Annotated in this window: 24 protein-coding genes; 16 read left to right on the top strand and 8 right to left on the bottom strand. The window is 67.3% G+C overall.

The genetic code is table 11. From position 1 onward, the window contains the following. Window positions 1-6 precede the first annotated feature (6 nt). Window positions 7-630, bottom strand: coding sequence for a hypothetical protein (locus tag ACIA58_RS31140; RefSeq protein ID WP_396407374.1), 624 nt, complete (start codon window positions 628-630; stop codon window positions 7-9). 122 nt (window positions 631-752) lie between these two features. Between ACIA58_RS31140 and ACIA58_RS31135 the strand changes: the two genes are divergently transcribed. The 10 genes from ACIA58_RS31135 to ACIA58_RS31090 all read left to right on the top strand — a co-directional run bounded on the left by ACIA58_RS31135 (window position 753) and on the right by ACIA58_RS31090 (window position 12,572). Continuing rightward, the gene (locus ACIA58_RS31135) at window positions 753-3,266 is read left to right on the top strand and encodes an ATP-binding protein (protein WP_396407373.1); all 2,514 of its coding nucleotides are present in this window, start codon (window positions 753-755) and stop codon (window positions 3,264-3,266) included. Between the two features lie 167 nt (window positions 3,267-3,433). Continuing rightward, window positions 3,434-4,240 carry a hypothetical protein gene (locus ACIA58_RS31130; RefSeq protein ID WP_396407372.1) on the top strand — a complete coding sequence of 269 codons (807 nt, stop codon included), beginning with the start codon at window positions 3,434-3,436 and terminating at the stop codon, window positions 4,238-4,240. Window positions 4,241-4,407: 167 nt separating this feature from the next. Beyond that, window positions 4,408-6,030 (top strand): substrate-binding domain-containing protein, encoded by a 1,623-nt coding sequence (locus ACIA58_RS31125; protein WP_396407371.1) that lies wholly within the window; start codon window positions 4,408-4,410, stop codon window positions 6,028-6,030. A gap of 3 nt (window positions 6,031-6,033) precedes the next feature. Then, complete coding sequence (locus tag ACIA58_RS31120) at window positions 6,034-6,993, top strand: ABC transporter permease (protein WP_396407370.1); 960 nt, start codon at window positions 6,034-6,036, stop codon at window positions 6,991-6,993. After that, on the top strand, window positions 6,990-7,865 hold the full coding sequence (locus ACIA58_RS31115; protein ID WP_396407369.1) for a carbohydrate ABC transporter permease: 876 nt from the start codon (window positions 6,990-6,992) through the stop codon (window positions 7,863-7,865). Before ACIA58_RS31120 ends, ACIA58_RS31115 begins: the two co-directional genes overlap by 4 nt. A gap of 54 nt (window positions 7,866-7,919) precedes the next feature. Next, window positions 7,920-8,918, top strand: a complete 999-nt coding sequence (locus tag ACIA58_RS31110; RefSeq protein ID WP_396407368.1) for a LacI family DNA-binding transcriptional regulator — start codon at window positions 7,920-7,922, stop codon at window positions 8,916-8,918. Window position 8,919: 1 nt separating this feature from the next. Next, complete coding sequence (locus ACIA58_RS31105) at window positions 8,920-10,392, top strand: arylsulfatase (protein ID WP_396407367.1); 1,473 nt, start codon at window positions 8,920-8,922, stop codon at window positions 10,390-10,392. A gap of 10 nt (window positions 10,393-10,402) precedes the next feature. Next, on the top strand, window positions 10,403-11,119 hold the full coding sequence (locus tag ACIA58_RS31100; RefSeq protein WP_396407834.1) for a phosphotransferase: 717 nt from the start codon (window positions 10,403-10,405) through the stop codon (window positions 11,117-11,119). A 3-nt stretch (window positions 11,120-11,122) separates the two neighbouring features. After that, window positions 11,123-11,665 carry a molybdenum cofactor biosysynthesis protein gene (locus ACIA58_RS31095; protein ID WP_396407366.1) on the top strand — a complete coding sequence of 181 codons (543 nt, stop codon included), beginning with the start codon at window positions 11,123-11,125 and terminating at the stop codon, window positions 11,663-11,665. A 412-nt stretch (window positions 11,666-12,077) separates the two neighbouring features. Then, window positions 12,078-12,572, top strand: coding sequence for a class E sortase (locus tag ACIA58_RS31090; RefSeq protein WP_396407833.1), 495 nt, complete (start codon window positions 12,078-12,080; stop codon window positions 12,570-12,572). Here the strand turns inward: ACIA58_RS31090 and ACIA58_RS31085 are convergent. From ACIA58_RS31085 to ACIA58_RS31065, 5 genes are all read right to left on the bottom strand, one after another. Then, complete coding sequence (locus tag ACIA58_RS31085; protein ID WP_396407365.1) at window positions 12,556-14,223, bottom strand: hypothetical protein; 1,668 nt, start codon at window positions 14,221-14,223, stop codon at window positions 12,556-12,558. The two genes, ACIA58_RS31090 and ACIA58_RS31085, sit on opposite strands and share 17 nt — an antisense overlap. A gap of 114 nt (window positions 14,224-14,337) precedes the next feature. After that, window positions 14,338-15,504 (bottom strand): FAD-dependent monooxygenase, encoded by a 1,167-nt coding sequence (locus ACIA58_RS31080; protein ID WP_396407364.1) that lies wholly within the window; start codon window positions 15,502-15,504, stop codon window positions 14,338-14,340. Between the two features lies 1 nt (window position 15,505). Then, window positions 15,506-16,051: a TetR/AcrR family transcriptional regulator gene (locus ACIA58_RS31075; protein WP_396407363.1), complete on the bottom strand. Its 546-nt coding sequence runs from the start codon at window positions 16,049-16,051 to the stop codon at window positions 15,506-15,508. 83 nt (window positions 16,052-16,134) lie between these two features. Beyond that, entirely contained in the window at window positions 16,135-16,557 is a 423-nt protein-coding gene (locus ACIA58_RS31070; protein WP_396407362.1) for a hypothetical protein, read from the bottom strand. Window positions 16,558-16,576: 19 nt separating this feature from the next. Further along, complete coding sequence (locus tag ACIA58_RS31065; RefSeq protein WP_396407361.1) at window positions 16,577-17,311, bottom strand: SAM-dependent methyltransferase; 735 nt, start codon at window positions 17,309-17,311, stop codon at window positions 16,577-16,579. 357 nt (window positions 17,312-17,668) lie between these two features. On the opposite strand from ACIA58_RS31065, the gene ACIA58_RS31060 reads away from it, so the two are divergent. The 4 genes from ACIA58_RS31060 (at window position 17,669) to ACIA58_RS31045 (ending at window position 22,074) form a co-directional block, all read left to right on the top strand. After that, entirely contained in the window at window positions 17,669-18,892 is a 1,224-nt protein-coding gene (locus tag ACIA58_RS31060) for a neutral zinc metallopeptidase (protein WP_396407360.1), read from the top strand. A gap of 18 nt (window positions 18,893-18,910) precedes the next feature. Beyond that, window positions 18,911-20,197, top strand: coding sequence for a neutral zinc metallopeptidase (locus ACIA58_RS31055; protein ID WP_396407359.1), 1,287 nt, complete (start codon window positions 18,911-18,913; stop codon window positions 20,195-20,197). 244 nt (window positions 20,198-20,441) lie between these two features. Beyond that, on the top strand, window positions 20,442-21,182 hold the full coding sequence (locus ACIA58_RS31050) for a neutral zinc metallopeptidase (RefSeq protein ID WP_396407358.1): 741 nt from the start codon (window positions 20,442-20,444) through the stop codon (window positions 21,180-21,182). Window position 21,183: 1 nt separating this feature from the next. Then, window positions 21,184-22,074: a neutral zinc metallopeptidase gene (locus ACIA58_RS31045; protein WP_396407357.1), complete on the top strand. Its 891-nt coding sequence runs from the start codon at window positions 21,184-21,186 to the stop codon at window positions 22,072-22,074. Here the strand turns inward: ACIA58_RS31045 and ACIA58_RS31040 are convergent. Then, window positions 22,067-22,522, bottom strand: coding sequence for a GNAT family N-acetyltransferase (locus ACIA58_RS31040; RefSeq protein WP_396407356.1), 456 nt, complete (start codon window positions 22,520-22,522; stop codon window positions 22,067-22,069). The genes ACIA58_RS31045 and ACIA58_RS31040 overlap by 8 nt on opposite strands. A gap of 180 nt (window positions 22,523-22,702) precedes the next feature. On the opposite strand from ACIA58_RS31040, the gene ACIA58_RS31035 reads away from it, so the two are divergent. After that, window positions 22,703-23,557 carry a hypothetical protein gene (locus tag ACIA58_RS31035; RefSeq protein WP_396407355.1) on the top strand — a complete coding sequence of 285 codons (855 nt, stop codon included), beginning with the start codon at window positions 22,703-22,705 and terminating at the stop codon, window positions 23,555-23,557. Window positions 23,558-23,703: 146 nt separating this feature from the next. Continuing rightward, window positions 23,704-25,863, top strand: coding sequence for an RNA polymerase recycling motor ATPase HelR (helR, locus tag ACIA58_RS31030; RefSeq protein WP_396407832.1), 2,160 nt, complete (start codon window positions 23,704-23,706; stop codon window positions 25,861-25,863). Here helR and ACIA58_RS31025 read toward each other — a convergent pair whose 3' ends face one another. Next, complete coding sequence (locus ACIA58_RS31025; RefSeq protein WP_396407354.1) at window positions 25,864-26,652, bottom strand: IclR family transcriptional regulator; 789 nt, start codon at window positions 26,650-26,652, stop codon at window positions 25,864-25,866. Window positions 26,653-26,664 lie beyond the last annotated feature (12 nt).

Raw genomic sequence — 26,664 nt, 5'->3', positions numbered from 1 at the left:
CGTTGCTCAGCCGGCCAGCGCCAGCGACAGCGTCGCGTAGTTGATGACCGCGCCGAGCACCTTGCTGTCGGCGGGCGAGCCGGCCGTCGAGATCTCGACATCGGCAGTCTTGCGGCCCTGCTGGCCGACGTAGCGGGTCGCGACCCAGCGGGTGGTGTTGCCGCTCTTGTAGGTGTAGACGACCGTGCTCACGGTCAGCCGGCCCTGGTGGTTGGTCGAGTTCATCCCGACCGTCGAGGTGCCGACGATGTGCAGACCGCGGGTGCCCTTGAGCGCGGCGATCTTCCGGTTCAGGGCCGTCACGGTGCTGATGTTGTAGTCGTAGTTGGTGTCGAACCGGATCATCCGGTTGTTCGCGCTGTCGTCGAAGCGCGTCTGCCAGTTGCCGAGCTCGACCGCCCGCCAGGTGGACGGCAGCACCGCCATGGCGTGGTTGCCCTCGCTGTAGTGCTCGAAGAACCGGGTCTTGTACCGCACCGGCGTCGAGGCCGTGCTGTTGCTCGCGGCAACCGTCCTGATCTGCTCGGTGGCGGCGTTGCTCGGCACCGCCCCGCCCAGCAGCATTGCGCCCGCCCCGGCCAGCGCAGCCACTCCGGAGACAGCCCCCGCAACGATTCCGAACCGCTTCATCTTTCTTTACCCCCAGCTCCTGTCGCTGCCTCCCTGGCCGCGCACCGGATGAGACACCGGTTCGTCGGCAAAAGTTGCCGCCAACTCTCGACGTTCTCCTGCGAGTTGTTGAGACTGGCCGCATGGGTGGGGGAATGGTGTCGATGGTGTTCACCGACATCGAGGGGTCGACGGTGCTGCTGCGCCGCCTGGGGGATCGGTACCTCGATGCGCTGGAAGGACATCGCCGGATCCTGCGGGCGGTCTGGGCGACGTACGGCGGGACGGAGATGGGGACCGAGGGCGACAGCTTCTTCGTCGTGTTCCCGACAGCCGACGACGCGGTACGGGCGGCGGTCGACGGGCAGCGCGGTCTGGCAGAGCACCGCTGGCCGGGCGGCGAGCGGCTGCGGGTGCGGATGGGCATCCACACCGGTACGCCGGGCGTGTACGACGGCGACTACTGGGGCATGGACGTCCACCTCGCAGCGCGTATCGGCGCGGCCGCGCAGGGTGGCCAGATCGTGGTCTCGGCGATCACGGCTCAGCTGGCCCAACTGTCCGACGGTGTGACGCTGCGCGACCTGGGAACCCATCATTTGAAGGACATTCCGGAGCCCGAGCATCTGTTCCAGGTCACGATCGACGGTCTGCAGGCCGACTTCCCGCCACCCCGCTCCCTCGGTACGTCGACCAGCCTCCCGACGCCGGCGACCCCGTTGCTCGGACGGGAGCAGGACCTCGAACGCATCCTCGATCTGCTCGGTCAGCCCGACGTACGGCTTGTCACGCTGACCGGTCCGGGCGGCTCCGGCAAGACCCGCCTCGCGATCGGTGCGGCGTCCAAGGTCCCCGGCGCGGTGTATTTCGTTCCGCTCGCGGCCGCCACGTCCGAGTCGGTGATGTGGTCGACGATCGCCGAAGTACTCGACGTCCCGCCGCGGGAGCGCGGGCGAATCGTCGCGTACCTGGCCCAGCGGACGCTGCTGCTCGTCCTCGACAACCTCGAGCAGCTCCCGGAGGCGGACAAGGTCGTTGCCGAGATCATCGAAGGCGCCGGGCACGTGAAGATCGTCGCCACCTCCCGGCGGGCGCTCGGTCTGGTCGGCGAGTACCAGCACCCCGTGGGGCCGCTCCCCGTCGCGGACGAGGAGTCGGCCGCCGTACAACTCTTCATGGAGCGCGCCCGCGCGGTGCAGCCCGCCTTCGAACTGACCCCCGACGTCGTGGCGATCTGCCGGCGGCTCGACGGGCTTGCCCTCGCGATCGAGCTGTGCGCGCCGCGAGTCCGGCTACTCAGTGCGAAGGAGCTGCTGGCCCGGGTCGGCCAGTCGCTCGACATCGCATCGACGAGCAGCGTGACGCCGGAGCGGCAACGCACCCTGCGGGCCACGATCGCCTGGTCATACGAGCTGCTCGGCCCGGAGCATCGCCGTACGTTCCGTCGCCTGTCGGTCTTCTCTGGCGGCGCCGACCTCGCCGCGATCCAAGAAGTTGCCACCGGCGTCGATCCGCTCGATGCCGTCGCGGAGCTGCACGACGCCAACCTGATCACCCTCGCCGAAGGACCGGAAGGCACCCGGGTCGAGCTGCTGGAGACCATCCATCGGTACGCCACCGACGAGCTGCAGATCACCGACGAGGCCGAAGCCATCCACCGCCATCACGCCGGCTACTACGCGGACCTGGCCGAACGACTCGAGATCCAGAAGAAGACCATGGCCGAGCCGCCTGTCGAGCACGCCCGGATCGATCTCGACAACTTCCGCGCCGCGCTCGACTGGGCGACCGACCACGACCTCCGGACGGCGTTGCGGCTGTGCTCGGACATTGGCTGGGTCTGGCAACTCGGTGCGTACCACGCCGAGAGCCGCCACTGGCACGAACAAGTCGTGGCAGCCGCGGGTACGACGCCCTCGCCCGAGCTGGCCGCCTGTCTTCGTGGATTGAGCAATCTCCTTCTTATGCAGGGCGAAACCGACCGCGGCTACGAGGTTGCCGCCCGCAGCCTGGCCATGGCGCGCGAACTCGATGACGCGGCCGGCATCGCGTTCGGGATGACGGTGCTCGGCTCGGCGCAACGCCAGCAGGGAGAGCTCGACGCGGCCAGGGAGACGCTGACCGAGGCCGTCGAGCGGCTCCGCAACCTTGACGACTCCTGGCGACTGGCTCGGGTCCTGGGACATCTCGGCGGCATCGAGGAGGCGCTCGGACACCTCGATCGGGCCGAGGAGCTGCTCCGCGAATCCCTGAGCATCAGCGAATCTCTCGGGGACGCGTTCGAGGTCACCATCCACGGACAGAACCTGGCCTACCTACTCGCCCTCGCCGACCGCGTCGAGGATGCCGCCGAGCTGGCCCGGCGTCTGACGCCGACCGTGGTGGCGCTCGCCAGCCCGACTCTGACCATGGCGTTCTCGAACACCGCGATGAACATTCTGCTGCGGCTCGGCGATCCGGCCGGCGCGGCGGAGCTGTTCGGCGCGGAGGAAGCGATGGGCGAGCGGCTGGAGATACCGAATCCCTACGCGGAGGAGGAGCTCGCGGAGGCACTTGAATTGGCCGGCGATGCACTTTCCCGCCCGGACTGGGAGCGCCACCGCCTGGCGGGCCGCACCGAACGCCTCGAGGACCTGCTCCTGAGACTGGATTTCTGAGGCGCGCGGTTGTACAAGGCAACGGCGAGTGGTTGACCGCCGTGAAGGTCCCTACCATACTGCTTGCACCGCCATCGGCGGTCTGTGGGGGCAGTTGTTACTGGGGTTCAAATGGGGATGGGGGGCTATTGCTTATGCATGCCTTGAAGTTGTTTCGTGCTGCGCTGGTGACGGCAGTCGCCGGCGCGACACTCGTGACGGTCCCGGTGACCGCGCACGCGGCGCCGCCGACGAGCGCGATCGAGGTCAGTACGACGTCGGTCGCCCGTGGACAGACCTTTACGATCAAGCAAACCGTGTACAACTCGGACTCGTCCACAGTCACGGGCGGCAAGGCGACGTTGTACGCCAAGGACGCGACACTCCCGGACATGGTCGACCTGGTCTCGTGCCCGGAGGCCACGGCGTGTGACACGCTCGGGACCAGCGTCCGGGCCGGAGTCGGCGACGTACCGTCGGGTGAGTCCAGGACCGTGACCTTCACCTTCCGGGTCAAGGACGACGCGCCACTCGGGACGATCCAGCTGCAGCACCAGTTCGTCGGCGAGAACTTCTCGTTCGAGGTCATCGACGGGCCGTCGCTGACCATCAAGGAAGAGCCGGCTGACGTCGCCGTGTCGGTGACCGGGAAGGCCACCGGAGCTCGGATCACCTACACGATCGGCGTGAAGAACAACGGACCGAGCACGGCGACCGGGATCCGCGTGGTCGGCGGCTACCCGCTGAGCACGGCCTTCGTCAGCTCGACCTGCACGCGGGTCGGGACGACGCGGACGGTGAACTGTGACATCGCCTCACTCGGCAGCGGCGAGAGTACGACGCGCACGCTGATCGTGTCCGCGGGGATGCTGACGATCGGCAACGTGACCGGGACCGCGCAGCGGACGGCGAGTTCGCCGATCGACCCGGTCGCCACGAACGACAAGGCGAGCAAGACCTGCCGGGCGCTGACCTGGCTGGTCGTCACGTGCTAGCCACGCGCTGAAACACCTATGACGGCCGGCGGCCGCGGGTTCTCGAGCCCGCGGCCGCCGGCTTCATTTTTGTCTCACGCCTTGCATCCGGTGGTGGCAGAGGTTTACGGTCCAGGTTAACGTTTAAGTGAGTGTTAGTGAGCACTTCTTCGAAACTTGGAGCAACTATGATCAGTCGGCGACGGTTTCTGCAGGTGACCGGTGCGGCGATTGCCACCTCGACGCTGGCGGCCTGTGGTGACGGCGGCACGTCGAGCGGTGGCGCGAAGGCCTCGGGTGAGCTCACGCTCCCGACGTACAAGCCGTTCGAGGGGCCGCACCCGGACTTCCCGGGGGCCGAGTCCGGCCTGGAGCCCGGGTTCCTGAAGTTCCCCGCGGACGCCATCTCGAGCGTGAAGGCGCCGCCGCTGAAGAGCGCGGTGACCGCGCTGACCGAGACGTTCGCGACGCCTCCGCCGCCGATGGGCAGCAACCCGATGTGGCAGGCGCTGAACTCCGCCCTCGGCGGCGAGCTCAAGCTGACCATCGGCACCGACCCGGGCTACCCGGAGAAGTTCGCCACGCTGCTGGCCAGCGACTCGCTGCCGGACCTGATGTGGCTGCCGCCGAACCAGGGCATCCCGAACATCGGCCCGATGCTCGAGGCCAAGTTCCAGGATCTGACGAAGTACCTGTCCGGCGACGCGGTGCTGGAGTACCCGAACCTGGCAGCGCTGAAGCCGGCCTCCTGGCGGACCGCGGTGGTGAACGGGAAGATCTGGGGCGCGCCGATCCCGTCGACGCCGTTCGGCCAGGTGATGATGGGCAACCCCAAGACCTGGGCGAAGGTCGGCGGACTGCAGTGCTCCACGGCCGACGAGTTCTTTGCCAAGTGCAAGGAGCTGACCAACGGCACGAACTACGCGCTCGAGCCGGCGATCATCAACATGCTGCACATGTTCGGCGAATGGTTCGGCGCCCCGAACGGCTGGCGGGTGAACCAGGACCGGTCGCTCACGTACCTCTACGAGACCGACAACTACAAGGCCGCGGTCGAGTACGCCGCCAAGCTGTGGGCGGCCAAGGTGTTCTACCCGGACCTCAACCTGGCCGACGCCACCCCGAAGACCGTGAACGGCCAGATCGCCGCGCAGGTCACGGTCGGCCCGCGGGCGACCGCCGACTTCCGGAACCTGGATCCGACGCTGTTCGTGGACACGATGATCCCGTTCGGCCACGACGGCAAGGCGAAGCCGACCTACGACATGGGCTACGGCACGGTCGGGTTCACGCCGTTCAAGAAGACCGACGAGGGACGGATCCGCGAGCTGCTCGCGCTGATGGACTACCTGTCCGCACCGTTCGGCACCAAGGAGTACCTGGTCAAGAACTTCGGCGTCGAGGGGCAGCAGTACGCCTTGGACGCGGCCAAGAACCCTGTGCTCACCAAGGCCGGCAACCAGCAGGCGCCCGGGCTGGTCAGTGCGCTGCAGATCATGAACTCGCCGGAGAGCGTCATCTTCAACCCGGCGTACCCCGACGACACGCGCAAGATCTACGAGACGGAACAGAAGCTGCTGAAGTACGCGATGCGGAACCCGACCGCGGGCACGTACTCCGACACGTCGAGCAAGCTCGGCCCGAAGCTGACCGCGGCGTTCCGGGACACGATCGTCGACATCGTCACCGGCCGGCAGAAGATGGACGCGTACGACGCGGCGCTGAAGCGCTGGAAGTCCGGTGGCGGTGACAAGATGCGCGACGAGTTCGCGGCCGTGCTGCCGTCGAGCGTGCCGGTCACCGGGTCCTGATCGATGCTGAAATCGAGCTCACGCCGGCGGCAGGTCAAGGCGGGCCTGCCGCTCGCGGCCAAGTGGCGCCGGGACTGGCAGATGGTGCTGCTGATGATCCCCGGCGTCGTCTTCCTGCTGGTGTTCTTCTACCTGCCGGTGCTGGGCAACGTGGTCGCGTTCCAGGACTTCCAGCCGTACCTCGGCATCATGCACAGCGAGTGGAACGGCCTGCAGAACTTCGTCAGCCTCTACGACAACCCGGACTTCTGGGACGCGTTGCGGAACACGTTGCTGCTGGCCGCCGTACAGCTGCTGCTGTTCTTCCCGGTGCCGATCGGGCTGGCGCTGATCGTCGATTCGCTGATCAGCAACCGGATCCGGCGGTGGTTCCAGACGATCGCGTACCTGCCGCACTTCCTGTCCTGGGTGCTGGTCGTGACCCTGTTCCAGCAGTCGCTCGGCGGGGCCGGGTTCGTCAACAACCTGCTGCGGCACGCGGGGCTGGACCCGATCCCGTTCATGACCAACCCGGACACCTTCCCGTTGCTCGTGGTCGCGCAGCTGGTCTGGAAGGACGCGGGCTGGGCGATGATCATCTTCCTCGCGGCGCTGACCACTGTGGATGTGTCTTTGTACGAAGCCGCAGCGGCGGACGGCGCCGGGCGGTGGCGACGGCTGTGGCACATCACGCTGCCCGCGCTGCGGACCGTCATCGTGCTGCTGCTGATCCTGCGGATCGGTGACATCCTCAGCGTCGGGTTCGAGCAGTTCATCCTGCAACGCGACTCGGTCGGGCCGGGCGCCGCCGAAGTACTGGACACGTTCACGTACTACGCGGGCGTGGTCGGCGGCGACTGGAGCAGTGGCGCGGCAGCCGGTTTGGCCAAGGGCGTGGTCGGCGCATTGCTGCTGTGGGGCGCGAACACCCTCGCCCACCGCCTCGGCGAACCGGGCATCTTCCAGAAGCGAGGCGCCTCATGAGGCCAGTGTGGAAAGAGAACCCGTCTCCTGGCTACCAGGCGATCAAGGCCGTCATCCTCGGCGGCTTCGCACTTGTCATCGTCATCCCGATCCTGGTCGTCATCTCGACCTCCCTGGCCAGTGACCGCGACATCATCGATGCGGGCGGGTACGTCCTGTGGCCGTCACATCCGACACTGAAGGCGTACCAAACGCTCTTCGGCGGCGGCCTGATGGGCCGGGCGATCCTGGTCAGCGTCTTCGTCACGGTCGTGGGTACGGCGATCGCGCTGGCCGTCACGATCGCACTGGCCTACGCCACGTCGCGGCCGGTGCTGTTCGGACGGCCGGTGCTGCTGATGGTGCTGTTCACGTTGCTGTTCGCGCCCGGCATCATCCCGATGTTCCTGGTGGTGAAGCAGTTCGGGCTGCTCGACAGCCTCTGGTCGCTGATCCTGCCCGGGGCGCTGGGCGCCTTCAACTTCGTTGTCCTGCGCACCTTCTTCATGAATGTGCCGGGTGAGCTGCTCGAGAGTGCGCGGATCGACGGGGCCAGCGACTTCACCATCCTGCGGCGGATCGTGATGCCGCTGTCGAAGGCGGTGATCGCGGTTGTCGGGCTGTTCTACGCGGTCGGGTTCTGGAACGCGTTCTTCAACGCGTTGCTCTACCTCAACGACACGTCGAAGTGGCCGGTCCAGGTGATTCTGCGGACCTACGTCCTGCAGGGCAAGTCGCTGTCGGCCGATCAGCTCGGCGTACATCCGCCGTCGCAGCCGCAATCCCTGCAGATGGCCGTCGTCGTGGTCGCGCTGGTGCCGATCGCCATGGTGTACCCGTTCCTGCAGCGGCACTTCACCAAGGGCGTCATCACCGGCGCGGTCAAAGGTTAGGCCGTGGCCGAAGATCTCACCTTCGGCGAAGGCTCGATCTGCGACAATCGTCCTATGTCCTCACCTGCGGCCGATCGGCCGACGCTGCGTATGGTGGCGAAGGAGGCAGGTGTCTCGGTCGCGACCGTGTCCTACGTGCTGTCCGGACGCCATCGCAGCCACACGATCAAGGACACGACCGCGGACCGGGTCCGCGAGGCGGCCAGCCGGCTCGGGTACCGCCGCAACGACGCGGCCCGCGCGATCCGCACCGGGAAGTCGGACCTGGTCCTGCTGTCGCTCAATGTGCTCGCGGACCCGTGGTCGCAGGCTGTCGCGGCCACGGTCAGTACGGCGGTGACTCCGCTCGGCAAGACTGCTCTGATCGTGGCCGACGGCGACTGGCGGACCCTGCTGGCGAACCGGACGCCGGACGTCATCTTCATCGACAGCATCAAGCCAGATCCCTCGCAGATCGCCGAACTGGAAGCGTTCGCGGCCCAGGGCGTGCAGATCGTGGTGTTCAGCGAGACGCTCGAGCCGGAGGGCTTCGACGTGATCCGGTCGGGCGCCGAGCCACGCTGCCATCTCGCGGTGGAGCACCTGCTCGAGCATCACGACCGGGTCGGCGCGCTGACCTCCCGGACGATCGGCTTCGCGCGCTTCGACGCTTATCTGAACACGTTGCGCGCGGCAGGCAAGCCGATCCGGGACGAGGACATCGAGGTCTTCGAGCAGCACCCCGAGGGTGCGTACCGGGCCGCGATGGCCTTGCTGTCCAGGCCGGATCGGCCGACCGCGATCTACTGCACGACGGACTTCGCCGCGATTGCCGCCGTACGGGCAGCGCATCGGCTGCGGATCGACGTACCGAGCGAGCTGGCCATCGTCGGCGTCGGCAACACGCTGGAGGGCGAGCACCTCGACCCGTCGCTGTCCACCGTCGGACCGGTCGAGTTCAACGATGCATTGGCACAGATCATCGTGAGCAGGTTGACCGATCGTGAGGGCGCTCCAGGTGAGGTGTTCGACTTCCCATGGCAGCTGATCGTGCGCGAGTCGTCCCGGGTATGACGTGACGCGGCCGAACGTCGTACTGATCTGTGTCGACGAATGGCGGGGCGACGCGTTGTCGTGCGCCGGCCATCCGTACGTCGAGACGCCGCATCTGGACGAGCTCGCGCGGGCGGGGGTGCGGTTCAGCCGGGGCTATTCGGCGACGCCGACGTGTGTGCCGGCTCGGGTCGCGCTGTTCACGGGGCAGTCGCAGGAGCGGCACGGGCGGGTCGGGTACACCGACGGGGTCCCTTTTGACGTTGCGCATCCGGTGACGATCCAGGGCGAGTTCCGTCGGGCCGGGTATCACACGCAGGCGATCGGAAAGATGCACGTGTGGCCGGAGCGGGCGCGGCTCGGGTTCGACGACGTCGTACTGCATGACGGGTTTCTGCATCACTCTCGGCGGAAGTATCGGCAGCAGTTCGGGTTCTTCGACGACTACGTGCCATGGTTGCGTCGGCAGCCGGGGGTGTCGCCGGATGCGGAGTACTTCGATCACGGTGTGAACTGCAATTCGGTGGTTGCGCGGCCGTGGGACAAGGCGGAGTCACTTCATCCGACTTCATGGATCGGGACTTCTACGATCGACTGGTTGTACAGGCGGGATCCGACCCGGCCGTTCTTCTTGTACTTGTCGTTCCATCGGCCGCATCCGCCGTACGACCCGCCGGCCTGGGCCTTTGACCGGTACGACGCGTTGCCGCCGTACGAACGGTCGTTGGGTGATTGGGAGAGCGACTGGGACGAGTTCCGGCGCGACGGGGACTACCAGGCGTCGATCGGGGATCTGCCGGACCGGGTCGTGCATCGGGCACGGGCCGGGTACTACGGGCTGATGGCGCAGATCGACTTGCAGATCAACCGGATCCGCGAGGCGCTGGTCGACTTCGGGGTGTACGACGACACGATCATCGCGTTCACCTCCGACCACGGCGAGATGATGGGCGACCATCGGATGTTCCGGAAGTCGGTGCCTTATGAGGGATCGGCGCACGTTCCGTTCATCGTTGCTGATCGCGCTTCGGCCGGTGATGCCGTTCGTGGCGGGGTGGTTGATCAGGTTGTTGAGCTGCGGGATGTGATGCCGACGTTGCTCGATCTGGCCGGTGTTGCGATCCCTTCGTCGGTGGATGGGTGTTCGTTGGCGCCGTTCCTGCGCGGGTCATCTGTGCCGGTGCGCGAGTGGCTGCATGGGGAGCATCTGCATTTCGGGCAGTCGATCCAGTGGGTGACGGATGGCCGGATCAAGTACGTGTGGGGTTCGGCGCGCGGGGTGGAGCAGCTGTTCGACCTGGATTCGGATCCGGGTGAGTTGCGGAATCTGGTTGCCTCCCGCCCTGATCTGCTCGACTTGTGGCGGTCGCGGCTGATTCAGGATCTGACCGGACGCGAGGAAGGGTTCGTTGCTGAGGGCAAGCTGGTTACCGGGCGACCGGTGACCGCGATTCTTGGTCACACGAGGGAGAGAGTTGCTGCCGCCACTGTCTGACTGGATCCTGGTGGACGTCGGCGAGTCGGATGCGACGGTCTATCGACGTGGGGACGTGTTCGCGAAGTGCTGCGACGCTTCTGGTGTTGCCGAGTTGGCCGCTGAGCGTGATCGGGTGGTGTGGCTCTCCGGAACGGGATTGCCCAGTGCAACGGTTGTGGACTGGATCTCTTCTGCTGATGGTGCCTGCCTGCTGACGTCGGCTGTGCCTGGAGTGTCTGGTGACTCGCTGCCGGCGGACGCACACGAGCGGGCGATGCGGAGTCTGGGTGTGGTGCTGCGCGAGCTTCATGCGTTGACCGATTGCCCCTTCGAGCGGCCGCTGGCGAAGGTGATCGAGACGGCGGCGGACGTCGTACGCCGGGACGCGGTGAACCCGAACTTCCTCACCGACGAGTGGCGCCTGCGGCGGCCGGCCGAGCTGCTCGCCGAAGTTGTTGCTGAGAGCGCCTACATCGAGAGCGTCCTGGAGCCGGTCGTGTGCCACGGCGACGCCTGCTTGCCGAATTTTCTCTTTGATCCGCTGACGCTTGAGGTCACCGGTTTGATCGACCTTGGCCGCTTAGGTGTCGCCGATCGGTACTCGGATCTGGCGCTGACGACCATCCAACTCCACGACGAGTGGTCCGCGGACCCGGCTCCGTTCCTTGATGCCTACGGTCTGGCGGAGGTCGATCCCCGCCGGCTCCACTTCTTCCGCCTTCTCGATCCGCTTACCTGGGGGTGATTCATGGGCATCTCGGTCGAGATCCTCGCGCTTGTCGTGTCCGCTCGGCACGCCTTTGAGGGGCGACCGCAGGACGGACCTCGGGCTGATCCCGAGCCGGTCGCGCGCACTGAGATCGAGGTACGCGCCGGTCTTGGCATCGTTGGCGACAGGTACTACGCCCAGAAGATCCACAAGAACGCCGCCGTCACGCTGATCGATGCAGCGTCGCTCGATGAGGTCGTCCGGGTGCTTGGGCTGCCCGGGCCGCTCGACCCACACCTCACTCGCCGCAACATCACCCTCCGCGGGTACCCGATCGACGAGCTCGCTTCCCGCCGCGCTGCCGACGGCACACGCGTCGACGGCCGCCGGTTCACGCTCGACTCCGGCGCCGGGCCAATCACCTTCCAGTCCAACCGCCCAGCAAACCCCTGCGCCTGGATGGACCAAGTCCTCGCCCCCGGCGCCATGAAAGCACTACGTGGGCACGGAGGCATCCGAGCGACACCCCTGACCTCCGGCACCCTCCACCTCGGCCCAGCCGAACTCACCGTGCTGGACTAACCTCCCCACGCCCTTCACGCTCGCCCCGCCTGCCGCCTGCCGCCTGCCGCCTGCCGCCTGCCGCGTGCCGCGTGCCGCGTGCCGCGTGCCGCGTGCCGCGTGCCGCGTGCCGCGTGCCGCGTGCCGCGTGCCGCGTGCCGCGTGCCGCGTGCCGCCTGCTTTCCGTGGGTGGGCTTATCTTCGGAGGGTGAGGCGGTGGGGTGTGGTTGTGTTGTTGGCCGCGCTGGTTGGGTGTAGTGACACAGCTCCGGCCGGCGGGTCTTCGTTGTCGCCAGCGCCCTCGGCGTCAACCGCCACGAAGTTGCCCACGCCTTCCCCGACGGAGCGGTCGAGTACGCCGCCGTCCAGTCCGACGCCAACGCCGACTTCGACGCCAACACCAACGCCATCCGTGCCGGTTGGGCCGGTGAGTATGACGATTCCGGTGGTTGGGGTGCGGGGGTTGCGGGTGGTGGCGTATGTGGGTACGGCAGACGATCGAGCTGGGACGAAGATTCAGGATCGGGGAGTTGCGGCTAGCCCGCGCGGAAAGGCCGGCGGTGTCGGCCCTGGGGAGATCGGGAACTTCATCATTACCGGGCATCGCGTCAGTCACGGACGGCCGTTGGAGCGAGTGCCTGAGTTGCGGAACGGTGACCACGTCCTGATCGCTGTCGGCAAGACCGTGTACGACTATGCGGTGAGCCGGACGATGACGATCTCGTTTCGCAAATCGGCTGAGAAGGCGCAGCAGAACGCCGCTGTGCCAGGGCAACCGGGGGCCAGCCCGACCCGGGCGATGATCACCATCTCAACCTGCGCCACGATCGAGGACCACGCCGCCGGCAACTATTGGCACGACGAGCTCGGTAACCCCGAACACCGGATCAACAAGATCGGCGTCCTCGTCTCTACTCGTCCGATCTGATCCGATGGGTGCCGGTGGGATCGACCTGGAAGCGGAAGCCGTGGGGTGTGGTCCATTCGAGCGTCTTGCGGTCGGTGCGGCGTACGTCCCAGCCGTGGGCGTGGGTCTTCACCCGGTGGGCGTATCGGCCCAACGGTGCAAGGTTGGTGGTGGCGGTTTGGCCTGGTGGCCCGAGAGGGTCGTAGGGCTCGAGGTGGTCGAGGTCCATCGAGCGGCAGGTTTCCCGGGTGCCGAACGGGAACAACTCGACCGGATGCGCGAGCTTGACCCGTTCGCGGATGCGGTCGGGGATCTCGTAGGCATCGACGCTGACGGCGTCGTTGAGGTCGATGATCGGCTTGACGGTGTAGGGGCCGTGGCCGATGAGTTCAGTGAGCTGGTCGGCGAGCACGGGGCCGAGGGTTTCTGCGCGCAGGACGCCGGTGCCGGTGGCGAGGGTGTGGTCGGTGAGGTGGATGTAGAGCTCGGTCCGGCTGGGGCGTACCTGTGCGCCGGTGCTGGGATTGGTGTAGGCGTCGTTTCTGATCTGGGTCAGGCGCGTGTGCAGCGCCTGTTGGGCGGCAGGGTCTATGGGCTCGCCGTCGTCAGGATCGATAGCCGCGCTGTGGTCGCTCGGGTCATGAGGGTCGAAGGATTCGGCCGGCTGGACGCGTTCGTCAGGCCCGATCGGCTCGATGGCCTCGCCGAGAAGTGGAGTGGGCGGCGTTGGCAGGTCGATGATGCTTGGGTTGGGTGCCCTGTGGTCGGCGCCCGTGGCTCCGGTCGACGTCGATGCTGAGGCGCGTTCCGCGGTACTCATCCCTGTGGTACTCATCCCCGCGGCGTTCGACCCGGCGGCGTCCTCGCTATCAGGCGTGCTGGGGTTGGTGAGGCCGTGTAGGCGGGCCTGCGCGAGCAGCTCCTGGGTGTAGAGGGGATCGGCGATGATGCCGACTGCTTCGGCGCGGCGAGCTTGGACGCCACGCGTGTCGCCGAAGGTCCGGAGGGCGTCGGCGATGGCGGTGATCGTCGCGTTGTTGCGGATGACCGCGCCGGCAGCGGCCTTGATGTACATGGTCTTGGTGCCGTGCTCGTTGGACTGGCCAACGAACACCCCTCTTTCGCGGGCCTTCTCCGCGGCTTCGGCGCGCGCCTGGTCGGGGTCGGCGTGCATCTTCGCGGCCTTGATGATCTTCTCCAGCCGGTACGGCGTGATCGAGTCGATCAGCGGCGCGACGCGACGATCGACGTACGCGGCGGCTTCTTCGGACAGCTTGGCGCAGTCGTCGACGAATCGGCGGGCTTTCCAAGGGGTGGCCTCGCCGGATAGGACCCGGGCCCAGGTGAACGGGAACCGGTGCCGCAGCGCCAAGGCCTGGCCCAGGTAGCCACGAGCCACACCCGGCGAGATCCCGAGCATGACCCCGAACTCGGCGATCGAGAACTCCAGGATCTCCGGGCAGCCGTCGCCGCCGAGCACAACCGCGCGCTCCCGCCCGTCGCACACGCGGCGATCGACGCGGCCGGGGTGAGCCGAGGGATGGAAGCGATCGGCGTATTCCAGGGCGACCTCGAGCAGCCGCGTGTCGGCCCGCTGAGCCACCGCGCGGTACTCGGCGGCCGACTCCAGTAGGTCGACCGTCGACAACAAGCTGAGATCACCTTCGAACATGTGTTCGACAGTACGCCGCGCCAGCATCACGCGCAAACGCGGCAGTGGTCGAGAACTCCTTATCCACAAGGGGAAACGTCACATCAGCATAGTGAGGCAAACGGTGTAGGCGACTCAACGAGCCGGCTGAAGATCCCGGATCAGCGTGCTCGGCTTCCCCGCCAGAGCAGCCGGCAGAAGACTCCGCAAGAGAGGCAGCCGAAGCACTCTCAGCACCCCCCGACGGACGAGCAACTCCGCCCGCGATCCAGGCAGGAACCAGCGAGCCGCCGACCGCCCGACCTTCTGCTTCTCCTCGACCACCGGCCGCCAGACCCGCTCATACTCAGCCAACCCGGCCTCGATCGATGCCGCGCCGACAACCTTCTCCGCCAGCACGAACGCCCCCGCGATCCCGAGCGACGCCCCCTGCCCCGCCAGCAGCGACACCGCACCACAAGCATCACCGACCAGCGCCACCCGCCCCGAGCTCCACCGCGGCATCACGATCTGCGCGACCTGGTCGTAGTAGATCTCGTCGTCGTCCGGACACAACGCCAGCGCCTCCGGCACAACCCACCCCAGCCCGGCGTACGTCGACCTGATCGCCTCCCGCACGTCCTCCGGCACCACGGGATCAGCCGTCCGATGCACCGCGAACGACGCCACCCGCCCGTCCCGCAACGCATAGAACCCGAACTGCTGCCCGATCGTGTCCGTCAGGCAGAACCGCCCGCCTACCTCGTCATGGATCCCCGCAGCGTCGAAGCTGTACGCCGCCGTATGGAACCCCAGGAACCGCAAGTACGACGACCCGAACACCTCCCGCCGTACGACGGAATGGATGCCATCGGCACCGATCAGCAAATCCCCGTCCACCGTCGACCCGTCCGCCAACCCGACCCGCACCCCGTCGTCCCGGTTCGTGACATCGACGAGAGCCGCCCCGTACCGCAGATCAACCGCCGCCGGGAGATGCTCACGTAGCACCCGCTCGAGATCCGGGCGCATCAGACTGAGCAGATCCCCTTCGGCGAACTGCAGGATGTCGATCCCGGCCCGCCGCCGGCCGTGATCGTCCACGAGGACGGCTTCGTCGATGTGGTACGCGACCTCCTCCAATGCCGGCAGGAGCCCCATCGCGCGCATCGCGTCGTACCCCGGCCCGAAGAAGTCGATCATGTAGCCCTGTGTGCGTGGGCCTGGGCTGCGTTCGAGGACGGTGACGTCCTGGCCGAGCGCGGAGAACCGGTTCGCCAGCGCGAGCCCGGCGATCCCGGCTCCACAGATGATGACGTGCATTTCAACTCACCAGCCTTTGCAGAACTGTCGTCAGGGCAGGGGATTCCGGCCCGAGGCTTCGATGCAGCAGGAGACCGTCGATGGCCGCCGCGAGTACGGCGGCGGTCGCGGCCGGCTCGGCGACCTGATGGATAGCGAGCCAATCGCTCAACCGGGTGCGGAACTCGATCATCAGCGAGGCGATCCGCGCGCGGAGGTGCTCGTCCCGGGTCGCGGCCAGGTAGGTCTCGGTGAAGAGCAACGACATCGGATCGGTCCCGTCATACTGCTCGACCGACGCCAGCATCGCGTCGATGGCCGAGGTCGGCGTCGTCGCGGTGGTGAAGTCGGTCGCCGCGAGCACCTGGCGCATCGCTGTGATGGCGGCCTCGGACAGCACGTCCTGGATCGACCTGAAGTGGTAGTGCACGACGCTCGGCGTGACGCCGGCCCGGTCGGCCAGGATCCGCGTGCTGACCGCGGACCAGCCGCGCTCAGGGATCAACTCGGCCGCGGCGGCCAGCAGCCGCTGGCGCACCTCCTGCCCATGGCTGGCAGTCGGGGTCATGTGAAATCCTCCAGGGCGATCGTCCTGTACGATCGCCCTGATTCTAGGGCAGGTCAAACAGCGGTGGCAAGCAGGGGCCGGATCTACTTCCGGCCGAACTTCCACCACTTCGGCTTGTTCATCTTGATCTCGTCCGGCGTCATCGGCGGCGGGACGGGCGGCCGCGACTCCTCGGTGAGGAAGTCACCGGACTCGGTGTCGTACGGCGTGACCCCGAGCTTGCGGCTGATCTCCATCACGATCGGGATCGACCGCGGGCCGTCGTTCAGATAGAACGTGATGTCGCGGACCTCGACGCCCTTGCCGATGGTCATCTCGACGTCGTACTCCGGACTTCGCAGCGCCAGCCAGGACGGCTTGCTCGCGTCGACGTCCGGCACCACTTCCCGGACCGCGGCCACCACGTCGGTCGCCGTACCGACCGATGGTGGCTCGTAGTCGACCGGCATGTCGTCGAGGCGACGTACGCCTCCTGGCCCGCGTAGCGCATAGACAGCCCAGCTCATGCCCCCAGCATGCCAGGTGTCAGCGCTTGCGGGCCGCCAGGATGGCGAACGTCAGATACTCGCCCTGGTCCGCCTCGAGCATTTCGAGCCCACCGTCGCGTCGCTCGTCCCTGTACTCCAAGACCGCGCGCGACCATCTGAGCCAGTCCGACCAGCCGTTCTCCTGGAGCCGGGCCGCGGTGACGTCGACCAGTTCGGTGATCTCCCACTGGAACCGCCACCAGTCCGCAGTGTGCCAGGCGAGCGCCTCCCACCCGACCACCTTCTTGATGTGCTCCGGGATCTGGCCGAGCTCGCGGACCTCCTTCGTCAACGCCGGGGTCGCGACGCCGAACTGCCCGCCCGGCTTGAGGAAGCTGGTGATGTAGGCGAGGTAGTGGTCCGCGGTCCCGAAATACTCGTAGGCGTCGATGCAGACGATCGCGTCGAAGAACTCCTTGGCGAACGGCAGCGTGTGGGCCTCCGCCTTGAGCGTCACCACCCCGTCCTGGGGTGCGATGTAGGCGGCGGCCTCCGTTGGATCGACCCAGAGGTCCGCGGCCCACACCTGTACGCCGTACTCCTTGGCCAGGAAGACCGCGGTGGCGCCCTTCCCGGAGCCCAGGTCGAGCACGCGCATGCCGGGTCGCAGGTCCAGGTCGCGGGCGAGATCCTCCAGCAGCCACAGCGGATTCGGGCCCATGTCGCGGGCCAGCAGCCACTCGGCGTCGTAGGAGTTGGCTCGCGGGTAGTCCTCGTGCTTCAGCTCCGTCACGCGCACAGAGTAGCCGGGGCAAAACGGGATGTGCCTGGGGTTTTTCGCCCGGCACAGTACCCCGCCAAGTCGAGTCCGACCCCAACCTCCGGGCCGCCAGCCTCCACTTCCTGGCCCGTGGCCGGCGTTAGCGCGGCATCCACGGCTCCCACAGCGGCCAGTGCCCTTTCGGGCAGGAGGTGGCTCGCGGGTCCAGGGCGTGTCGGTCGCGAAACGATGTCAATAGCTGCAACCTGGTTTCGGTCAGGCGGTCCAGGCCGTAATATCGGCGGTCGGCCGGCACTGGGGGTGTTCCGGCCGCTCTGGTGGATGGGTGGGACCGGCGTGAGTCCGGTACTGGGGAGAAGCGGGGAAGTCATGGCCGACAAGCCGGCACCCAAGCCTGGTCATTTTCTGCCTGGCGGCGAGGGTGAGCAGGGGGCGACGGACGCTCAGCGACCGATCGCAGCGCCAACCGTGCCGACCACGCCGCTCGGCGGTTCGGCACCGCTGGCCGCGCCGACGCCGCGACTGGGCGGCGAGGCCCCGGCGACACCGCCTCAGCTGCAGGGCACCCGGATCGATTCCCGCCGTACGACGCTGTCCGGCAGCCGGCTCGGCCCGCCGCCGGCCGACGACCGGGCGGCCGCCGCGTACCGGGAGGTCTTCCACCCGCAGCCGATCCCGTTCGAACCGAAGAAGCGGTCCAAGGGCCTGATCGCCCTGGTAGTGATCGCCGCGCTGCTCGTCGTCGGCGGCGGCGTGACGTTCGCGGTCAAGGTGATCGGGTCCGGCGACTTCTCCGTGAACCCGATGGTGACGCCGTCGGTGAAGCCGACCAGCGGGTCGTCGACCAGAGAGCCGATCGGCAAGGGTACGCCGGACGCCGACATCGTCGGCAAGAACGCGATCTACGCCGCCGGGACGATGCCGGTGGTGAAGTGCCAGGAGCCCGCGTTCCGGCCGACGTCGATGGAGAACGTCCGCTCGTACTACCAGGCCGTGATCGCATGTATGGACAAGGCCTGGAAACCGATCGTGACCAAGGCCGGTTTCGAGTTCCACTCGCCGCGGCTGATCATCTATGCCGAGGGCGACGAGACGGCCTGCGGCGTACAGAAGGATCTCGCGCTGTACTGCCAGGACGAGGAGGGCGGCAGCGCCACCATGCCGTGGCAGGAGATCGTCGAGGCCTACCCGAGGAACAAGGCCCAGGTCCGCGCCGCGATGGCGCAGGCGATCGCCTTCGTGTACGGCGTACACGTGCAGAACCTGACCGGCATGGCCGAGGCGTCCGACAACCTGGCCGACACGGCCGCGAACAAGGCCGGCGAGCAGGAGCAGAAGCGGCGCGCCACACTGCAGGCGTACTGCTTCGGCGGGGTGTTCTTCGGGGCGGCCCGGGCGAGCTTCCCGCTCCGTGGTGAGCTCCTGGCGCAATGGAACCAGCTCATCCAGCGCGGCGGCGACGACGTACGCAAGGACAAGGCGCGTGAGCACGGCACCAGCAAGAGCCTGGCGCTGTGGATCAACCAGGGTCTCGCGACAACCAATCCCGGTAGCTGCAACACTTTCGTCGCAGCATCCGCGAAGGTCAGCTGAGCGAGATGGGAATGGCCGATGTCTGACTCCGACGAAGGTACGCCGAAGCCGGGACACTTCCTGCCCGGCGGCAGCGACGAGCCCGCCGCCGGCAGCCGCCCGCTGACCCTGCGGAGCTCACCGCCCGGCGGTCTGGGCAAGGCGCGCTCGGTCGCGCTGGAGGACTCCCCGGTACGCCGGAAGGCCCGCCCGATCCCGACCGAACCGGGCACCACGAGCGAGTACAGCGGCCCGCCGGTCGCTCCGCTCACCGGGGTTCCCGCGCAGCCCCTCACCGGCACCCGCCGCGTCGGCGGCCCGCGCTCGACCGGCTGGCACAAGAATCCGTCCCGCGGCGTTCCGCAGTTCTCGTCCGAGCCACCGCCGGTCAAACCCCCGCGCCACTACTCGCACCGAGTCATCGCGGGCCTGTCGGTCATTGTCCTCGTCATGCTCACCGGCGCCACCGTCGCCGGCTTCAAACTCATCGACTCCTACGACACGAGGGTCGACAACCCGCTCTCCCAACCCTCGGTCAAGAAGTCCCAGGCTCCGCTCCCCGTCCCACCGGACCCGACCGTGACGGTCACCGCCACCACGGTCCCGGACCTGCAGCGGCTCCGGCAGAACGAGGTGTACAAGGCCGGCACGGTCGCGGCTGTGAGTTGCAAGGAGCCGGCGATCAAGCCGGACTCCCAGTCGGCGATCCTGCGCTACTACAAGGCGCTCCTTCCCTGTCTGGACAAGGCATGGGCGCCGGTGATCAAGCGGTCCGGGTACGAGTTCCGATCTCCGAAGGTGCAACTGCAGACCAAGCAGCCGAACTCGACGACCGGCTGCACCGGCGAGGAGGACGTCGCCTACTACTGCGACGCCGACGAGAGCATCAACATCAGCTGGAAGAACGACCTGAAGTTCTACAAGGACGATCCGGTCGCGGCGCGGGTGTGGATGATGGACACGATGGCGCACGAGTACGGCCACCACGTGCAGAACATGACCGAGATGCTCACCGCGGCATGGTCGCGGGAAGGCTGGGCGAAGACCAAGACCGAGGAACTCGAGTGGACCCGCCGCAAGGAGCTGCAGGCGACCTGCTTCGGCGCCGCCTTCCTCGGCGCGAACAAGAGGTCGCTCGGGCTGTCCGGTGAGAAGCTCCGGCTCTGGCAGTGGGAAGCCCAGCACTCCGGCGACGAGTACAACCCGAAGAAGGTCCGCGACCACGGCTCCCGCAAGTCCAACTGGGCCTGGTCCGAGCCCGCCTTCAAATCCACCAACCCGGCCTCCTGCAACACCTTCACGGCCTCTGCCGCCAAGGTGAGCTGATGCCGCGCTCGGCGGCTCTGGTCGGGGTCGTCGGGCTGGCCGTCGCACTTCTGCCGGGTGTGCTCCGTCGGGTCAGCCGTCGGCTGGATCGACAACGTCCGTGGCGACCCCGACGGCGACGCCGAACCACACGCCCAGCCCCATACCCAGGTCGACGCCAAGTCCGGCACCACGTCCCACACCACCTCCCACACGACCTCCCACACCGAGTCCCAAGCCCAGGCCGAAGCCGAAGGTGAAGCCGGTGCCGACGTTGCCGTTCGGGCCGTTGGAGAAGACGTATCTGCAGCGGAACAAGATCTACTCCGCGGGGGCGGTGCCGGCGGTGGTGTGCCGGTTGGCCGACGTCGCGCTGAAGTCGCGCCAGGCGGTGGCGCAGTACGCGAAGGCGGTCCTGGACTGTCTGCGGCGTGCCTGGGCGCCTGTCGTCAAACGTGCCGATGCCGAGTTCTTCCCGGTCGTTCTGCACGCCGTCAAGCGGGGCGACGAGTCACCGTGCGGCACCTTCGGCGCGAACAACGACGCGTTCTACTGCGCGGACGGCTGGGGGATCTACATCGACTGGCAGGACTTCGTCGAGAACAAGGAGTACGACAGGGCGCAGACGGCCGGATGGATCCGGTACACGATGGCGCACGAGTTCGGGCACCACGTGCAGCAGCTGGTCGGGATCTCGACATACTTCGACGAGCGCTCGGGGCGGGCCCGCGGCCAGGTCGCCCTCCAGGAGACCCGGCGGCACGAACTGCAGGCGTCCTGCTTCGCCTCCGCCTTCTTCGGCGCCAACCAGGAGACCCTCGGCCTGTACGGCGACAAGCTCGACGACTACGAGTGGAACGCACACTCCGGCGACGACGATCCGCCCGCGAGCACGCACGACCACGGATCACACCAGAGCAGCACGTACTGGGCCGACACCGCCTTCAAAGCCAAATCCCCGTCCGCCTGCAACACCTGGACAGCCCCACCCACCAAGGTCAGCTGACATGCCCCGTACGCCGAAACACGTGGCCCTCGCAACCGCCGCCACACTCATCGCGCTCCTCACCACCGCCTGCGCGCCGAACACCACCCCCGTAGCCGCGACCCCCACCCCTATCCCGACGCTGACAACAACCAGCACGCCGACCCCGTCGAAGATCAGGACGACACCGACTTCGACGTACACCCCCGAAGACGACGACCTCCTGGTGAGGAATGGGTTGTACACGGTAGGCAAGGTTCCAGCCGTGCACTGCCCGCTCCCGGACGTTGTATCGGCGAAGAGCGCCGACATACTTCGGTACGCCCGGACGGTCGTTGATTGCCTCAATCGTGCCTGGGGGCCGTTGATTCCGCGTGCGGACGCCGTGTTCGTCCCGGCTGAGCTCGTCGCCTTCGGGAGCGGCGGATGCGATCCCGCGGTGGACAGCGACGATCGCGGGGCGTACTACGATTCGGGCGCGGACGCCGTCTGTCTGGGCTGGCACACGTTCGCAGCCGACGAGGCGGCCTGGAGAACCATCTGGCTCCTGTACACGCTCGCACATGAGTACGGTCACCACCTGCAGTTGCTGACCGGGATCTTGACGACCTACGACATGGGTCAATTGCCCTTCAAGTCCGATGAGCTGGAGCGCAACCGCAGGATGGAACTCCAGGCGAGCTGCTTTGCCGCGGCCTTCCTTGGAGCCCAGAGGAAGCCTCTGGGCCTGACCGGCGACCACCTCGACACCTTCAACTACTACGTCACGCACGCAGGCGACGAGAACGCCCCCGAACACGTCCGCGACCACGGCAGCCGCAAGAACCACGGCTACTGGACCCTGCGAGCCTTTCGTTCCACCAACCCCGCGTCCTGCAACACCTTCACGGCACCGGCCAAGCGGGTCAGCTGAGTTTGAGTTTGAAGCCTTCGTGGGAGTTGGTGAAGCCCAGGGTGGCGTAGAAGCGGTGGGCGTCGGTGCGGGTTTTGTCCGAGGTGAGTTGGACCAGGGTGCAGCCTCGGGTACGGGATTCCTCGATGGCCCACTGGATCAGGGTGGTGCCGAGGCCGGCGCCGCGGGCGGAGGCTGCTACCCGGACGGCCTCGATCAGGCCGCGGGTGGAGCCGCGCCGGGACAGGCCGGGGATGATCGTCAGCTGGAGTGTGCCGATCACCTCATCGTTGCGTTCGGCAATTACCAGTAGCTGGTTGGGGTCGCCGTCGATCCGCTCGAAGGCGGCCAGGTACGGCGTGAGGTCGTCGGCGGACTCGCGGGTGGCGCCGAGCTGGTCGTCGGCGATCATCGTGACGATGGGGCCGACATCGGCGGCGGTGGCACGGCGGATCAGGATGTCGTTCATGGTCGCAGCATCTCAAACTTATGCAAACACTTTTCCTAGTGGGACCCGCCGTACCCGGCTGTTTGCCCTACGCAACCAAGGGTACGAGTGATACTGGACACCACTGCATCCGCCCGTGTGCCGGGGTCGTGTGCAGTGCTGCGCGACAGCGGATGCGGGCCAATTCGGAAGGAAGTCCCGATGTCCGCATTAGCGATCGACTTCACCGGGCCGTTCGAAGATGCCTTCAGCAAATTGCTGTCGTTCATCCCGAACCTGCTCGGCGGTCTGGTCATCCTGGTGGTCGGCTACTTCGTCGCCAAGGTGCTAGGCAAACTCGTCGGCAAGTTGCTCGGCCGGGTCGGGTTCGACCAGTGGATGGAAAGAGCCGGCGTTTCCGGTGTGCTGCAACGGTCGGGCACGGGGCTGACCGCTTCGGCGATGCTGGGCAAGGTCGTGTTCTGGTTCGTGTTCCTGATCAGCTTCACGATGTTCGCCTCGGCACTCGGCGTGCCGGAGATCAGCAACTTCATGAGCAACATGCTCGGCTACATCCCGCGGATCTTCGCCGCGATCGTGATCATCTGCCTGGCGGCGCTGTTCGCGAACTTCCTGGCCGCGATCATCCGCGGTGCCACCGGCAACGAGACGCTCGCCAAGGTGGGCAAGTACGCGATCCTCGTGTACGCCGCGTTCGCCGCGCTGACCCAGCTCGGTATCGCGGTCCAGCTGACCGGCAACACGCTGCTGATCGTCCTCGGCGGCGCCGCGCTTGCCCTCGGTCTTGCTTTCGGCCTCGGGGGCCGCGAGATGGCCGGCCGTGCGCTCGCCAACCTGTTCGACCGCGACAAGATGATGAAGCCGGCCGCGGACCCGAACGGGATGAACGGCACGACGGCGTACCCGAATCAGGGCGGCTACGACAACGGCTACCAGCAGCAGCCGACCCAGCCGACCCAGCAGCAGCCCACGCAGCCCGAGCAGCACCCGGCGGCACACAGCGCCGGCTGGTCCAACGGCACCCAGCCGAGCGGCAACTGGCAGTCCGGGCAGTAGGAAGGCAAAGAAATAGAGGGGAGCAAAACCGAGCTCCCCTCTATTTCCAATCTATAACCGAAGACCGGGCTTGCCGCAAGCCCCACCTGATGCCTCACAATCGTCCGCCGTAGCCCTTTCCACGGACTTGTCGAGGTGAAGAAACCCTGTCCACCAGTGCGTTCGACCTTCCCGAACACCTTGCCGCCAAGGCAGATCCGGCGCTGATCGCCGGTGACGAGAAACATTTCGCGGCCATCGCCGAGACCCTCGAGCAAACGATCCGCGAGCTGACCGACCGACTCGAGACCACCCGTAAGGCACCCGGCGGAATCGGCCAGGAAGCAATGGACCGGGATCTGGAGGTCCACCGGCTGACCACCCGCCTCCGCGTCCTCGGCCGCTTCGGGCTCGACCTGTGTCTGGGGCACGTCGTCAGCGCCGACGACCCCGAACAGCCGGTGTACGTCGGACGCCTCGGCCTCACCGACAGCGAGGGCCGCCGCCTCATGATCGACTGGCGTTCCCCGGCGGCCGAGCCGTTCTTCGGGGCGACGCACGGCAACCCGATGGGGCTGGTCAGCCGTCGCAGGTACCGCTGGACGCGCGGCCGGATCAGCGACTACTGGGACGAGGTGTTCAACGCCGACGAGTTCGCGGGGCACGCCGCTGCGCTCGACGACCAGTCCGCGTTCATCGCGAGTCTCGGCAGCAGCCGATCGCCTCGCATGCGCGACGTGCTCGGCACGATCCAGGCTGACCAGGACGCGATCATCCGTGCGAGCTCCCGCGGTGCGCTCGTCGTCGACGGCGGTCCCGGCACCGGGAAGACCGTTGTCGCGCTCCACCGCTCCGCCTACCTGCTGTACTCGGACCCACGGCTCGGTGAGCGGCGCGGCGGCGTACTGTTCGTCGGTCCGCACCAGCCATACCTCGCGTATGTCGCCGACGTACTGCCGAGCCTGGGCGAAGAAGGCGTGCAGACGTGCACCCTCCGGGATCTCGTTCCCGAAGGTGCCACGGCGCAGCCCGAGTCCGACCCGGACGTCGCGCGACTGAAGTCGTCCGCCGAACTGGTGACCGCCATCGAACCAGCCGTGAGGCTCTACGAGGAAGCGCCCACCAAGCGCCTGATCGTCGAGACCCACTGGTCCGAACTCGAGCTCACCAAGGCCGACTGGACCGAGGCGTTCGAGGCGCCAGATCCCGGTACGCCGCACAACGAAGCACGCGACCTGGTCTGGGAAGAGCTGCTGACGATCCTGATCGACAAAGAGGAGGACGAGGACGTCCCGGAAGAGATGCTGCGCAGATCGCTCGAGCAGAACGACGACCTGCGTACCACCTTCGACAAAGCGTGGCCGCTGATCGAACCGAACGACGTTGTCGCGGATCTGTGGTCCGTCCCGGCGTACCTGCGCAGGTGCGCGCCCTGGCTCGAACCCGGGGAGGTCAAGCAGTTGCAGCGCGAGGACCCGTATGCGTTCACGCTGCAGGACCTGCCGTTTCTCGATGCCGCCCGGCTGCGGGTCGGCGATCCCGAGGCATCGCGGCGCGCGCGCCGGCGGAAGGCGACTGCCGCGGCCGAGCGGAAACGTATGGCCGAGGTCGTCGACGACCTGATCGAGGCCGGCGACGACGCGTACGGCGGGGGACTGGTGTCGATGCTGCGCGGTGAGGACTTCACCGAGGCGCTGGTCGACCAGGCCGGGTTGATCACCAAAGACCCGGATCAGCTGGCCGGACCGTTCGCGCATGTCGTGCTCGACGAGGCCCAGGAGTTGACCGACGCCGAGTGGCAGATGCTGCTGCTTCGCTGCCCGTCGCGGAGCTTCACGATCGTCGGCGACCGGGCCCAGGCCAGGCACGGCTTCACCGAGACCTGGCAGGAACGGCTCGAGCGGGTCGGCGTCGACCAGATCAACCTGGCGACCCTGACCGTCAACTACCGGACGCCGGAGCAGGTGATGGCAGCGGCCGAGCCGGTCATCCGCGCTGTTCTCCCGGACGCGAACGTACCGACCTCGATCCGTACGGGTGATCGTCCAGTGGTCCACGGATCGGTTGACGAACTGCCCCCGATCCTCGATGCCTGGCTCGCCGAAGAGGGAGATGGGATCGCCTGTGTCGTCAGCGCCACCGGGGACGCAGTGCCGACGACCTCGCGCGTCCGGTCGCTCACCCCGGAGTTGTCGAAGGGCCTCGAGTTCGACCTCGTCGTACTCATCAACCCGGACGAGTTCGGCGAGGGCATCGAAGGAGCCGTCGACCGATACGTCGCCATGACCCGCGCGACGCAGCAACTGGTGATCCTGACGGCCCCGTGACTACATGGTAGTGGGGAAGCGGCCGCCCAGCAGGCGAGTGGCCTGTTCGGCGGCCTCGATCAGGAGGTCCAGCCAGTCGAGGCAGCGGTCGAGCGGCATGCGGATCGTGGGGCCGCTGATGGTGATACAGCCGGCGAGTTCGCCGTTCGCCTTGAAGACGGGCGCGGACAGGCCGGACGCGCCCTGTTCGCGCTCGCCGATGGTGATCGCATAGCCGTCGGCGCGGGTCTGCTTGAGTACCGCGGCGAGCTCTTCCGCGCTGGTGATGGTGCTGTCGGTGATCGGGCCGAGCGGTTGCGCCAGGATCTCCTCGGCGAGTACGTCGTCCCATGCCAGCAGGACCCGGCTGGCCGACCCCGCGTGCAGCGGCATGATCTTGCCGACGTGCATCTCCCGGCGCAGTGCGTGGTGGGTCTCGGCGAGCGCGACGCAGACCCGATGGCCCTGCTCGGCCCGGAAGAACGCAGCCGTCTCGCCGGTGGCGTCGCGCAGTTGACGCAGGACCGGCACGATCAGGTCGAGTACGTCGACGCCCTTGACCGCGGGCGCCGCCCAGTACGCCATCTTCACGCCGACCCGGACCTGGTCACCCTGCCGGTCGAGAAAGCCGAGCGCGACCATGTTCGTGACGAGGCGTTGCACCGTGGAGACCGGGAACCCGGTGGCGTCGCGGATCTCGCTGAGGGTCAGTGACGGTCGGGCCAGCGAGAACGCGTCGAGAATCCCCCCGATCTTGCCGAGCACCAGTAGAGGCTGCCCATTCCCGCCACCCGGATCCGCTGTCGCCATACGTTCAGCGTA

Source organism: Kribbella sp. NPDC051586 (assembly GCF_044453965.1).
Lineage (GTDB): Bacteria > Actinomycetota > Actinomycetes > Propionibacteriales > Kribbellaceae > Kribbella.
This window is presented reverse-complemented; position numbering and strand designations above follow the sequence as displayed.

What these genes read in the sequence shown, in the direction of transcription:
- ACIA58_RS31135 (WP_396407373.1), top strand. Translation starts at nt 753, where the DNA reads ATGGGTGGGGGAATGGTGTCGATGGTGTTCACCGACATCGAGGGGTCG.
- ACIA58_RS31085 (WP_396407365.1), bottom strand. Translation starts at nt 14,223, where the DNA reads ATGTTCGAAGGTGATCTCAGCTTGTTGTCGACGGTCGACCTACTGGAG.
- ACIA58_RS31095 (WP_396407366.1), top strand. Translation starts at nt 11,123, where the DNA reads ATGGGCATCTCGGTCGAGATCCTCGCGCTTGTCGTGTCCGCTCGGCAC.
- ACIA58_RS31090 (WP_396407833.1), top strand. Translation starts at nt 12,078, where the DNA reads ATGACGATTCCGGTGGTTGGGGTGCGGGGGTTGCGGGTGGTGGCGTAT.
- ACIA58_RS31115 (WP_396407369.1), top strand. Translation starts at nt 6,990, where the DNA reads ATGAGGCCAGTGTGGAAAGAGAACCCGTCTCCTGGCTACCAGGCGATC.
- ACIA58_RS31120 (WP_396407370.1), top strand. Translation starts at nt 6,034, where the DNA reads ATGCTGAAATCGAGCTCACGCCGGCGGCAGGTCAAGGCGGGCCTGCCG.
- ACIA58_RS31060 (WP_396407360.1), top strand. Translation starts at nt 17,669, where the DNA reads ATGGCCGACAAGCCGGCACCCAAGCCTGGTCATTTTCTGCCTGGCGGC.
- ACIA58_RS31070 (WP_396407362.1), bottom strand. Translation starts at nt 16,557, where the DNA reads ATGAGCTGGGCTGTCTATGCGCTACGCGGGCCAGGAGGCGTACGTCGC.
- ACIA58_RS31040 (WP_396407356.1), bottom strand. Translation starts at nt 22,522, where the DNA reads ATGAACGACATCCTGATCCGCCGTGCCACCGCCGCCGATGTCGGCCCC.
- ACIA58_RS31075 (WP_396407363.1), bottom strand. Translation starts at nt 16,051, where the DNA reads ATGACCCCGACTGCCAGCCATGGGCAGGAGGTGCGCCAGCGGCTGCTG.
- ACIA58_RS31080 (WP_396407364.1), bottom strand. Translation starts at nt 15,504, where the DNA reads ATGCACGTCATCATCTGTGGAGCCGGGATCGCCGGGCTCGCGCTGGCG.
- ACIA58_RS31045 (WP_396407357.1), top strand. Translation starts at nt 21,184, where the DNA reads ATGCCCCGTACGCCGAAACACGTGGCCCTCGCAACCGCCGCCACACTC.
- ACIA58_RS31125 (WP_396407371.1), top strand. Translation starts at nt 4,408, where the DNA reads ATGATCAGTCGGCGACGGTTTCTGCAGGTGACCGGTGCGGCGATTGCC.
- ACIA58_RS31035 (WP_396407355.1), top strand. Translation starts at nt 22,703, where the DNA reads ATGTCCGCATTAGCGATCGACTTCACCGGGCCGTTCGAAGATGCCTTC.
- ACIA58_RS31055 (WP_396407359.1), top strand. Translation starts at nt 18,911, where the DNA reads ATGTCTGACTCCGACGAAGGTACGCCGAAGCCGGGACACTTCCTGCCC.
- ACIA58_RS31025 (WP_396407354.1), bottom strand. Translation starts at nt 26,652, where the DNA reads ATGGCGACAGCGGATCCGGGTGGCGGGAATGGGCAGCCTCTACTGGTG.
- ACIA58_RS31140 (WP_396407374.1), bottom strand. Translation starts at nt 630, where the DNA reads ATGAAGCGGTTCGGAATCGTTGCGGGGGCTGTCTCCGGAGTGGCTGCG.
- ACIA58_RS31110 (WP_396407368.1), top strand. Translation starts at nt 7,920, where the DNA reads ATGTCCTCACCTGCGGCCGATCGGCCGACGCTGCGTATGGTGGCGAAG.